At 63.9% G+C, this 11,544-nt stretch carries 11 protein-coding genes; 7 read left to right on the top strand and 4 right to left on the bottom strand.

Translation table 11 applies throughout. The features are described from left to right. The first annotated feature begins 77 nt into the window (after nucleotides 1–77). Nucleotides 78–959: a CPBP family intramembrane glutamic endopeptidase gene (locus HLH35_RS03570; protein WP_182977817.1), complete on the top strand. Its 882-nt coding sequence runs from the start codon at nucleotides 78–80 to the stop codon at nucleotides 957–959. A gap of 72 nt (nucleotides 960–1,031) precedes the next feature. Here the strand turns inward: HLH35_RS03570 and HLH35_RS03575 are convergent, their stop codons facing one another. The 3 genes from HLH35_RS03575 to HLH35_RS03585 all read right to left on the bottom strand — a co-directional run bounded on the left by HLH35_RS03575 (nucleotide 1,032) and on the right by HLH35_RS03585 (nucleotide 3,736). Beyond that, nucleotides 1,032–1,508, bottom strand: coding sequence for a TM2 domain-containing protein (locus tag HLH35_RS03575; protein ID WP_182977818.1), 477 nt, complete (start codon nucleotides 1,506–1,508; stop codon nucleotides 1,032–1,034). A gap of 169 nt (nucleotides 1,509–1,677) precedes the next feature. Beyond that, complete coding sequence (locus tag HLH35_RS03580) at nucleotides 1,678–3,132, bottom strand: DHA2 family efflux MFS transporter permease subunit (RefSeq protein WP_182977819.1); 1,455 nt, start codon at nucleotides 3,130–3,132, stop codon at nucleotides 1,678–1,680. Between the two features lie 34 nt (nucleotides 3,133–3,166). Then, nucleotides 3,167–3,736 carry a hydrolase gene (locus HLH35_RS03585; protein ID WP_182977820.1) on the bottom strand — a complete coding sequence of 190 codons (570 nt, stop codon included), beginning with the start codon at nucleotides 3,734–3,736 and terminating at the stop codon, nucleotides 3,167–3,169. A gap of 105 nt (nucleotides 3,737–3,841) precedes the next feature. Here HLH35_RS03585 and HLH35_RS03590 point away from each other — a divergent pair, with 105 nt between their 5' ends. Further along, nucleotides 3,842–4,471, top strand: a complete 630-nt coding sequence (locus tag HLH35_RS03590; RefSeq protein ID WP_182977821.1) for a TetR/AcrR family transcriptional regulator — start codon at nucleotides 3,842–3,844, stop codon at nucleotides 4,469–4,471. On the opposite strand, the gene HLH35_RS03595 is transcribed toward HLH35_RS03590, so the two are convergent. Beyond that, nucleotides 4,432–5,388, bottom strand: a complete 957-nt coding sequence (locus HLH35_RS03595) for a serine hydrolase (RefSeq protein WP_338029283.1) — start codon at nucleotides 5,386–5,388, stop codon at nucleotides 4,432–4,434. The genes HLH35_RS03590 and HLH35_RS03595 overlap by 40 nt on opposite strands. 199 nt (nucleotides 5,389–5,587) lie before the next feature. Between HLH35_RS03595 and HLH35_RS03600 the strand changes: the two genes are divergently transcribed. From HLH35_RS03600 to HLH35_RS03620, 5 genes are all read left to right on the top strand, one after another. Continuing rightward, a complete protein-coding gene (locus HLH35_RS03600) occupies nucleotides 5,588–6,835 on the top strand; it encodes an FAD-dependent oxidoreductase (RefSeq protein WP_182977822.1) in 1,248 nt (415 codons plus the stop codon). 22 nt (nucleotides 6,836–6,857) lie between these two features. After that, on the top strand, nucleotides 6,858–7,250 hold the full coding sequence (locus HLH35_RS03605) for a c-type cytochrome (protein WP_182977823.1): 393 nt from the start codon (nucleotides 6,858–6,860) through the stop codon (nucleotides 7,248–7,250). 169 nt (nucleotides 7,251–7,419) lie between these two features. Then, entirely contained in the window at nucleotides 7,420–8,310 is an 891-nt protein-coding gene (locus HLH35_RS03610) for a LysR family transcriptional regulator (RefSeq protein WP_182977824.1), read from the top strand. A 168-nt stretch (nucleotides 8,311–8,478) separates the two neighbouring features. After that, nucleotides 8,479–10,071: a serine hydrolase gene (locus HLH35_RS03615; RefSeq protein WP_246384805.1), complete on the top strand. Its 1,593-nt coding sequence runs from the start codon at nucleotides 8,479–8,481 to the stop codon at nucleotides 10,069–10,071. A 233-nt stretch (nucleotides 10,072–10,304) separates the two neighbouring features. Beyond that, a complete protein-coding gene (locus HLH35_RS03620) occupies nucleotides 10,305–11,525 on the top strand; it encodes an FAD-dependent oxidoreductase (protein WP_182977826.1) in 1,221 nt (406 codons plus the stop codon). Nucleotides 11,526–11,544: the final 19 nt, after the last annotated feature.

Consider the following 11,544-nt stretch of genomic DNA (forward strand, 5'->3'; position numbering starts at 1 on the left):
TTCGTTATCGGGCGCGCCTTGCTTGTCACAAGAAACAGAACGACACTCATATGGAATAATTGATTCTCGGATTCATCATGTCCTTTTCTCCGCGCAACGCCCTATCGACTGTTACTCCGGTTGCGGGATATTTTATTCTTTCGTTTCTGGTGCTCAGATATATCCACCTGCCGGGCTTTGCCCGACTTGCCGACATGCCTGGTTCGGACCCTGCCGCACACGCCATCGCAAAGCTGGGCAACATGTGCCTGAGCGAGCTTTTCCTCCTGTTTCTGATCTGCTGCGTCACCGCGGCTTTCGCCGCGATCGAACACAGGGACGCTGCCTTCTGCGGTTTTCCCCTTAACCGGACGGCCTTCGTCCGCATCGCGCAGGGCTGCGGATTATCGCTTGTCGGTGCCCTGATATTGGCGGCATTCGAATATCTCTTCGGCGGCTTGCGCTTTACCGGCCTGATATGGAGCGGCCCGGTCACGATCAGCATCATCCTGCTCTCGGCCCTCACGCTCGCCGCCGTCGGCTTTACGGAAGAATTGTGGTTCCGTGGTTATCCGCAGCGGCGGCTCGAAGACGGCATCGGCTGGTGGCCGGCCGCTTTCATAACGTCCCTGGTCTTTGCCCTGTGCCATCTGGCGAATCAGGGGGAAAATATCGTCGAAATTATCCTGCTGTTTCTGTCCGGGCTCGTATTGTGCGGCCTTCGCCGTGTCACCTTCTCTCTCTGGCTGGGTGTCGGCGCCCATGCCGTCGCCGATTTCTCCGACATCATCCTCGGCTCGCCCGATCCACATGCCGACGACAGCCCGTTCCAGATCGTGCACCTGCTTGTCGACGGCCCCGCCTGGCTCAACGGAGGAGATAACGGCGTCATGTTCAGCGTTCCGGGCATCAGCACGCAGTATCTGATGATGCTCGTCGCCATCCTGCTTTTCAGGCCATCCCAACCGAAAGGATCCTGACCGCCTTCACCTTGCCTGCGTCGCGCCTCCCCCATGAGCGACCCCGGTCAGGGGGGGGCCGAGCGCCTCCGCTCAGAACCATTCTTTCTGATGGGCAACATACGTCTCGTAGAAATCCTGATCGGACTTCGAGATGTAAATAATGCCCTCGATAAAGGCTATCAGCCAGATAACCGCACCCGGTATCCCAAAAAAGATAAAGCCGAACATCGTAACAAGAAGCATTACGATACCGGCCTTGTTGTACCCCAGATAGAATTTATGGATACCGAACCCGCCCAGAAAAAACGCCAGCAGGCCCGCGACGACCTTCGACTTTTCCCCTGACGTATTGATATCTATATTGATGCTGCCCACCGGCGGATCAGGCATGACGAATATCGAGAGCGCCTCGCCATTGCTCTGATCGAAATCGACTTTCGCGCCTTTCTTCAAGGAAGAAAAATCGGATCTTACGCTCGTTCCCTTGAATGTGTATCGATTATTATCGTCCCCGCTGATCAAGCCTTCTCCATTTCTGGGGTCATAATCAAGAACGGTTCCGCGCATTTTGTTTCACCCGCAAATCTTATGCCGACTCTGTCAACTTAGAGATGCGGGATAATTTTCGTCAATTCGAAACGCCTGGCGTTTATAATTAAATTATATTCCAAACGGATGTAAAATAAACGGAAACATGGCGGGTGAATAGCAGAAGATCGCATCAATCCTGCACTCGTCAGGAACCGCGTGGACTATCCGGACCGATCGGCCCGGCGCCTGTCCCTCTCCCGGCCAGCCGCACCGGCAGCAAGCGGGTTGTGAGGAACAGCACCGCATGCAGCACGCACAACAGACCGAACGCCATGACAAAGAGCCGCGACGTCATGAACGGGCTGGCGGATGCCCGCCCGCCCAGGGTCATCGCGCACAGCGTCGTCCAGATCGGCCCCCCCAGCCTCTGCACGATATTCAGCGCCGTCGTCGCCACCGGCAGGTCCTGCCGCTTCACCGCGGCATATCCCGCGCTCATCGACGGAATGCCGATCGCGCCCATCCCGGCCCCCCGCAGAAACAGCGCACCGGCCAGGATTGAAAAAGCGATCCCATGCAGGGCAAGAAACACAAGCAGCAGAGTACCCGCAAACGCCGCCAGCGCACCGCATTTCGTCAGTTTGCGGATACCGAACCGCTCCGTGAGCCGCCCCATCAGAGGATAGGCGCACATCATGCCCAGCCCCATCGGGGTCATCATCCAGCCAACCCGGTCGGGCGACAGGCCACATCCATGGATCAGCCAGACCGGCACGAGCATCTGCCCGGCGAACAGGGCACCGTTCAGCAGGAACAGGGTGGCGACCGAAGCGGAAAAGACCCGCCCCCCGAACAACCGCAGGTCGATCAGGGCCCCATCGCCCTTCCGATGCGCCCACGCGCCATACAGCGCGAAGAGCAACAGCCCACAGCAGACCAGCGCGCCGCCCATTCGCTGGCCAAGACGATCGATACCGTAAAGAAAGAACACAAGAGCCGGCGAGAGCAGCGCCAGACCGGTCAGGTCGAGTACGCGCGGGCGCGTCTGCTGCCTGTCATCGGGCAGGAAATGCCACGCGAGTACAAAAGCCAGAAGACCGACCGGCAGGTTGAAGAGAAAGATCCAGCGCCAGGAGGCAAATGTCAGAATCCCGCCCGCGACGACCGGCCCCAGAAGCGGCGCCAGCAGGACCGGCATCACCACCATGCTGGCCACGCGCGGCATGTGCCGGCCGGCGGCGCGCGCGACCAGCATCTGCGCCATCGGTGCCAGCAGGCCGCCCGCCATGCCCTGCAACACGCGAAAACCGATCAGAGACGGTGCCGACCATGCCAGTCCGCACAGGCCCGATGCCAGGGTGAATGCGGCGAAACACCACAGATACAGCGCCCTGGCACCGATGCGATCGACCAGCCAGCCATTGAGCGGCAATGTGAGCGCCAGCGCCAGCAGATACCCGCTCATGACCCATTGGATGGTCGGAAATGCCGCATGCAGCGTGCCCGCCAGCCCCGGCAGCGAGACGTTCACGATCGTGGCGTCGAGCTGCGACATGAACGAACCGATGGCCGCAACACTGGCAATTTTCCAGATGCCGGGCGGCAGGCGGTCGCTCTCGCCCGGCGAGGCGGGCGCGGCTGCCTCCGGGACGCGGCTCATGCTGAAAAGCCGGGGCTGGGCATGCGGCGGTGGTTCAGGCCGTCAGTTCGACGGCATCGGTGGCCGTCACCCGGCCGAGCATCGGAAAGATATGGTCGAAGGCAAAACGATGCATCTCCACCGACAGGCCGGACGTCGCGTCCTCCGCCACCACCACCGCATAGCCATGCTCATGCGCCGCCCGGGCGGTGGATTCCACGCCCATATTGGTCGCAATCCCGCCGAGTACGATCGTCGTGATACCGCGCCGGCGCAGTTGCAGGTCCAGATCCGTGCCGTAGAAGGCGCCCCATTGGCGCTTCGTGACCATCAGGTCGCCCGGTTCGGCCAGACCGTCCACCAGTTCGGTCCAGTCCTCGGCAAAGCCACCCGGCGGCGGGGAAAACGGCCGATCGACCGGTGTACGTAGCGCATCGGCGAAATCGGGCGCGAAGGCGACATTGACCAGCACCACCGGCGCACCGGCCGCACGGAAACGACCAGCCAGCCGCCTGCCGCGCGCCACCACGCCGTCCCCCGGGTACGGCGCCAGGGCGCGGCCGACGATGCCTTTCTGGAGGTCGATCAACACCAGGGCGGTCCGGGAAGCGGAAAGGGATATCATGATGCGGTTCCGATATCGTTGCGCTCGTTCCCCCCGGCGCGTTGCCGGCTCGGGCGGGGGTCGATAGAATTTGAGGATAAACTCAAGCAGGGGCATTATTTGAGCATGTGCTCAACTTCGTCAAGGACCCATCGCACCGCGTTGCAGCCCCAGCGCGCGGTCGGCCGCCAGCGGGTGGCGGACCTGCTGGTGGCGGCATCCGACCTGATCGCCGAACACGGATACGAGGCAACGACCATGGCCGCGATCGCGAAACGGGCGGGCGCCCGGGTCGGGTCGCTCTATCGTTTTTTCCCGAACAAGGAGGCGATCGCCGATACCCTGCTGCACCAGCATCTCGACATACTGCGCGAGGCGTATGACGCGCTCGGCCAGCGCGCGGCCGGCGCCACGCCCGAGGAACTGGCCGATCTCCTGATCGATCTGCTGACCACGCTCTATCCGCGCGTGAAATCGCTTCCCGCCCTGATGGATGTCCGCACCGACCGGACCGAACTCAGCCGGCAGTCACGGGCCACGGCGCTGGGCGGTATTTCCGCCGCGCTGATCGCCTGCGCGCCGAAGCTGGACCGGCAGGAGGCCGACGATATCGCGACCGTGATGCTCAACAGCATGAAGACGATGCTGGGCATGGCCCTGAAGACCGTGCCGACATCGCCGGGCGCGCCGGCCGAACTGCGCCTGATGAACCGGCTCTACCTCGCAGCCCGATTGACGCCGTTGCGGTCGGGATAAGGCGCGGCCCGGCGATGATAGGCCGCGAAGACGGTCTCCGAAATGGCGTTCAGCACCTTGATGCCCGCCGCTTCATCAGGCAGGTCGCGGCTCAGTTCCACCAGGATATAGTGCGCCCCGTTCGGCAGGAAGACGATCGCGGCATCGTTGCGCACGCCATGGACCCACCCGGTCTTGTGGGCCACCGGCGTGCCTGCGGGCAGGCCGGGCGGGATGATGTCGTTGAAGGTCTGGCCGAGCATGACGCCGATCATCGCCCGGCTCTCGGCAGGGCCGACGATGGCACCATGGTCGAGCTTCTGCAGGAACCCACCCAGCCCGCGCGCGGTGACCCGATTGCGAATACCCTCCGCGTCGGCATCGAAATCCTCGATCATGCGGCCGAAGACAATGCCCTCCAGCCCCTGCCGCGCGACGACGGCACGGATCGGCATCACACCCAGCCGCTCGATCATCAGATTGGTGGCAAGGTTGCTGCTGTACTGGATCATCACCCGCAGCAGCTCGGTCACGGTGACGGACCTGCCGGCCTGGGCATAAAGCGGATCGTAGGAATCCTCTTTCTGGTCCAGCGAAAAGCTGCGCGTACCGACCAGCGAATGGAAGCGGTTATGGACGGTAACCGCTTCGTCCGGCTTCAGCGTACCGTCGCGGAAGGCAGCATAGGCGGCATCGAGGACAAGGAGCTTGATGGTGCTGGCGGCATTGATGGGTTCGTCACAGCGCAGGCACACATCCGGCGCCTGTCCCGACGGCGCGGCATAGACGGCAAATGCCCCCGGCTGGCCGGCGGTAATCCGCGCGACCGAATCCGCCAGAGCCTCCGCGCGGGCCGGCCGGGCCGCCGCGACCAGAAAAGCCAGCGCGCACAGGGCAGCGCCGCCGCATGTCAGAAAGCGCATTCCGGATAGCGGCACGTTCGATCTCCTCGCCGGCAAATTCGTCTCGTTATGAAAAGGTTATAATCTTCGTTTCCCGATCATACCAATTCACCGAGGTTCTTGCGGGTTAGCCTTGGGTTATGACCTGTGGAAAAATTTGGCCTTCCTAAGCGGGCCGCGATCGGCGAAGGAGGATGGAGCGGTCGATAAAGTAGCGGGGCGGTGCGGCGTGGTCATGGATACAGGCAGGATTCTTTCGCGCCGAGGCGTGTTCGCAGGCGGGGCCGCCCTGGGCGCGGTCACGATGATGGCGGGCGAACGCGTGCTGCTGCCGCATGCCGCATCGGCAGGGGATGCCCTGGCCCCACAGCACCGGCCCCGGCTGGCACCGCTGCATCCGCGCGTGGACCAGATCACCGACATCAAGGTCTGTATCCGGCCGTTTCGCGCCGCCGGCCCAAGGCTGGATGTCGAGCGGATCGGGGACAAGACAATCTTCCATAATTACGGCCATGGCGGCAGCGGCTGGTCCCTGTCCTGGGGTTCGGCCAATCTGGTGGTCGGCAAGGTCGCGGCGACACTGAACCGCAGGGTCGCCGTCATCGGCTGCGGCATCGTCGGACTGACGGCCGCGCTGACGGCGCAGCGCGCGGGCTTCGACGTGACGATCTATACGCGCGACCTGCTGCCGCACACACGCTCGGTCCGCGCCAACGGAAGCTGGACGCCGGATTCCCGGGTCGCGCTGACCCAGACCGCCGGTCCCGCCTTCGCCGACCAGTGGGAGCAGATGGCGCGATTCTCATGGGCCACCTACCGGACCTATCTCGGCCTGCCCGGCGCGCCGATCATGTTCGAGGATAATTACATCCTCTCGGACAAGCCCTTCGACGACAAGCCGCCACCTGCCCCGCCCGCCGGCGCTCCCGGGAGAATGCCGCGCGCAACGGAAGATTTCGCAATCTATGAAAGCAGGATCAGCGACATCGTCCCGGCGGTCGAGGATATTCCGGAAGCGGAAAACCCGTTCGCCGCGCCGCACGCGCGGCGCCAGTCGCTGATGATCTACAATTTCGGCGCCTATGGCCATCTGCTGCTGTCGGAGTTCCATCAGGCCGGCGGCCGCATCGTCATCCGCGAATTCCACAGCCCGCAGGATCTGACATCATTGCCCGAGAAGGTGATCATCAACTGTCCCGGCTACGCGGCGCGGGACTGGTGGCGCGATGACAGCCTGATTCCCGTCCGGGGCCAGACGGCGTGGCTACCGCCCCGGCCTGAGGCACCCTACGGCCTCGATTACCGGGGCGCGGCCCTGCTGTCGAAGACCGACGGCGTGATGATCCAGGCCGTCGATCTCGACGGGCTGGGCGAGATGACGGGCGTGGGCAATTCCTTCGAACATCCCGACCCGACGGAGGCCGCACGCGCCATCGGCGTATTCGCCGACCTGTTCGCGCGCATGCCAATGGTGGGCGGGTGACCTGATGATGCGGATCAAAGACATGATAACCCGCAGCGTGACCGCCTTCGCGCTCGGCCTCGCCCTTCTGCCCGGCCCGGCCCCGGCACGGCCGCCTGCCGCCAGCACGGCCTGCACCGAACTGGCGCACGGCGCGGACCTCTATCGCGCAGCCTGCGCGATGTGCCATGGCGCACGGCTGGACGGGAATTTCGAAACCCCGGCACTGACCGGCCGCTTTGTCGCCAACTGGGCAGGCGCACCGGTTTCGGCGCTTGAGGCCTATGTCCATCGGGCCATGCCGCTGATGGCACCGGGCACATTGTCGCCGGACGATACACGGGCGATCGTCGCGTTCCTGCTGGAGGCGAACAACCTCCCGCAGGGCAAGACCGTGCGCGTCGGGGTGCGGAAGGCGCTGGCCTGTCCATCGTAGAACCGGGTTTTATGTTCTCTTCTTTTTCTGAAGAAAAAGAAGCAAAAAGACTTTTATCCGTTCAGGGTCATCGTGTGTCCCCTGCACAAGGCTCCTGAACGAATCAAAAGTTTTTTGGTTCTTTTTTTCAAAAAAGAACAGAAACTCACCCAAGGGAGTCCAGACCGCCATGCGCCTGCGCCAGATCGAAGTCTTCTACGCGATCATGACGACGGGCTCGCTACGGCGTGCCGCCGAAGTTCTGCATGTCTCGCAGCCGGCCGCGAGCAAGGTGCTGCGCTACGCCGAACAATCGCTGGGGTTTGCACTGTTCGAGCGGGCAGGCGGCCGGCTGGTGCCGACGCGCGAGGCGCGGATCATGCTGCCGCATGTGAATGCCATTTTCGAAAAACTGTCGGACCTCAAACGCCTGACCGACAATCTGCGCTATGCGCGCGACGGGCATTCGATCAGCATCGGGTGCGTGCCGAGCCTGGGGTTGAGCCTGGTGCCGCGCGTGGTGCAACGGTACCGCGCCGACCACCCGGGCATGGAACTGACGATCGACGCGCTGCACGGCACCGAAATCGTGTCGCATATCCTCAACCATGATCTCGACCTCGGGATCGTGTTCGGCGATTACACGCGCGACGGGCTGACCGCGCTGCATATCGCCGATATTCCGCTGCTGATGATCGACGGCCAGGGCGGGGAGGGTCCCGTCAGCCTCGCCGCGATCGATCCGGCGCGCTATATCGGCCTGAGCGAGAACGATCCCACGGCCCGCCTGCTCGACATGGCGTTGGACGAGGCAGGGATTCCGGCCGCGGCCCCGGTGCGGGTACGCACCCATTTCATGGCGGCCGAACTCGTGCGCCTCGGCGGGGGCTGCGCCATCGTGGACGCCCTGACCGCGCTGCATCACCCGGGCCTGCCCCGGCCGCGCCCGCTCTCTCCGCCGCTGAGCGTGACCTGCACCGTCCTGTTCCGCGCCGACCACGCGCTGTCGCACATCTCGCAGAGTATTCTTGCCTTGTTGCGGAGCGAACTGGAAATCGATCTGGCCACCCTGGTGGCATGACGCGTCGGGACGATTACCCCAGGTTAAGGGAGACGTGCATCTGGGGAGGGGACGGGCCGAACGTTTCGTGCTCTTAATGGAACAGTTTCCCTTGCGGCCCGTCCATCATCCGGGGCCGGAATTTCGCCTTCAGGACCGTCGATGATCCAGCGTTTCCGACATTCATGCATGATGGCCGTCTCGGCGGTCGCTCTCCTGTCCGCGCCTTGCGCAACCCGCGCGGCATCGTTGCCGCCGGGACTGACGGAGCAGACAATCGGCACGACGGTCGAACGCGCCCGGCAGGCCTTCGACGTTCCCGGCATCGCTGTGGCGGTGGTGCAGGACGGACAGATCGTGTTCAGCCACGGCTATGGACGCCGGGCGGAGGACAAGGCCAGCGCGCCGGTCGACGGGCGCACCCTGTTCGCCATCGGCTCCAACACCAAGGAATTCACCGCGACGGCGCTGGCGCTTCTGGTCGATCAGGGCAAGCTGGACTGGGACGACCGCGTCATCGACCATATGCCGGATTTTCGCGTCGCCGATCCGTCGATCACGCGGGATTTCCGCGTGTCGGACCTGCTGACCCACCATAGCGGCATGGGTCAGGGTGCCGGGGACCTGATGCTGTTCTCGCACAGTACGCTGACGCGGCCGGAAATCCTCGCGGGCCTTCCCTTCATGCCCTTCACGGCGCCATTCCGCACCCAGTACGCCTATAACAATCTTCTGTATGTCGTGGCCGGCGCGCTGGTCGAACGGCTGACGGGGCAAAGCTGGGAAGATGTGGTCCAGAAGCGCCTGATCGACGCGGCGGCCCTGCCGGCCTGCCAGAGCACGCCCCCCGTCAGGGGCCAGACGAACGTGGCCACCGGCGAGGGCGAAAGCGGCATCCTGCCCGACAAGGCATCGCGCCGGCTGCCTGGCGTGGCCCCCGCCGGCGGCATCTGGTGCAGCGTGGACGGCATGGCCCGCTGGGCCCAGACCTATCTCAATGGCGGCCGCACGCCGGACGGCAAACAGGTCTTCAGCCAGGCCAGCCGCGACGCGCTATGGGCACCGCATGCACTGCTGCCCCTGCCCGATACGGCGGAGGCGACCAGGACCCATTTCCGTGCCTATGGCTATGGCTGGTTCATGGAGGATTTCTTCGGCCACAAGCGCGTCTGGCATACCGGGACCATCGACGGCATGGTCAGCTACGTGACCTTCCTGCCGGAGTTGAAGACCGGCATCGTCATCCTGACCAACCATGACGACCATAACGCCACCTATTCCATCGCGACCACGCTGAGCGCCTATGCCGCAACCGGCACCAGCGCGGACTGGGTCACGCACTGGCACGACGCGGAGAACGCCAAACGCGCGGCAGAGGCAAAGGCGGCCACCAGCACCGGCCCCGGCTCGCCCGCGCGTCCCTTCATCACACTGTCCGAAAGCACGCAGCAGGACTATGTCGGCACCTATCGCGACGATTGGCGCGGCCCGATCACCATAAGCCGACGCGGGCAGGACCTGCGGATGGCGTTCAGCCACACCGATGGCCTGACCGGAACACTCTCGGCCCTGCCGCACGATCTGTTCGTGGTCCGGTGGGACGATCGCGGGCAGGATGGTGGCGACGATGCCTATGTGCAGTTCGAACGCGATGTCTCGGGCAACGTAATCGCGATGAGCATGCGCCTGATCGGGTCCGATTTCAGCTTCGATGCACAGGATCTGCATCCGAAGAAAGTAAGTTCTTCTTTTGATGAAGAAAAAGAAGCAAAAGGGCTTTAATCCCTTCAGGGACATCACACGCCCCCAACCCAAGGCTCCTGCACGAATCAAAGGTTTTCTGGTTCTTTTTTTTCAAAAAAGAACCGAAACCACCGCCCTGCCATCCACCGGCTCGTTATGACAAAATAACAACCCCTTAACCACAGGTTATGAATGGATGGCCTCTTTGCATTGGCTGGAACGGTCCCTGACTTCTAGGCTCGCTCCATTGCCTATCGAGACGCGGGAACCCCATGGCCGGCAGACGGAGCATTACCATCATCGGCGGGGGCGTCATCGGTCTCACCGCCGCCTACACCCTGGCCCGAGAGGGGCACGACGTCACGCTGATCGAGCGCCGCGAGGATGTCGGGCAGGAAGCCAGTTTCGCGAATGGCGGGCAACTCAGCTACCATTATGTCACCCCGCTGGCCGATGCCGGTGTAGCGCGCGACGCTCTGGGCTGGCTGCTGCGCCGGCATGCGCCGATTTCGCTGCGGCTGCGGGCCGATCCGCATCAATGGCGCTGGCTGCTCGGCTTTCTGGGCGCATGCAACCGGCGCACCAATCGCAAGAATGCCGCCATCCTGCTCGATCTTGCCCTGAGCGGCCAGGCGGGACTCCAGACATGGCGCAATGCCGGACTGGACGATTTCCTGTGGCGCCGCCCCGGAAAGCTGGTTCTGTATCGCAATCCTTCGCAATTCCGCAAAGCGGCGCACACCATTACCGACCCGGAACGGCAACACACGCTGTCGCCCTCCGAATGCACGGCGATCGAACCTGCATTCGCCGGCCTGCAATCGCGGCTCGCGGGCGGGATCTTCTCGCCCGAGGACGAGGTCGGCGACTGTTTCCTGTTCTGCACGGCACTGCACAAGGCGCTGGCGGCGGAGCCGGGTTTTCGCCTTGTGCGTGGGCAGGCCGAACTCCGCCCCGGCTCGGGCGACCGGTGCGCCCTTGCTGTCAATGGCAGACCGTTCGAGACCGACCTCGTCATCCTCGCGGCGGGCATCGCCTCCCGCGCGCTGGCACGGCCGCTGGGGATCGACCTGCCGCTTTACGGCCTGAAGGGGTACAGCCTCACCACGCGGCCGCAACCCGGCACTCTGCCTTCGGTCAGCGTGACGGATTACGACAATCGCGTGGTCTATGCCGGGCTGGGCGACCGGCTGCGGGCGGCCGCGATGGTCGATATCGGGGCGGAAGACACCGTGCCCACCCCCCGACGCCTGGCCGAACTGCGCGCACTGGTGGCGGAGACGCTGCCGGGCGCATTCGGACAGGGCGAGGATACGCCCTGGGCCGGCCTGCGCCCGGCGACGCCAACCGGCGTGCCGGTCATCGGGCGCACCCGGTATGCCAATCTGCTGCTCAATGTCGGGCATGGCGCCCTCGGCTTCACGCTGTCGGTCGGCTCGGCGCTGCGGCTGAAAGAGATCGTGGCCGGGGTCGATGCCCAGGCCATCAGGTAACGAGCCATCAGGTAAGGAG

The organism is Gluconacetobacter asukensis, assembly GCF_014174375.1.
Lineage (GTDB): Bacteria > Pseudomonadota > Alphaproteobacteria > Acetobacterales > Acetobacteraceae > Gluconacetobacter > Gluconacetobacter asukensis.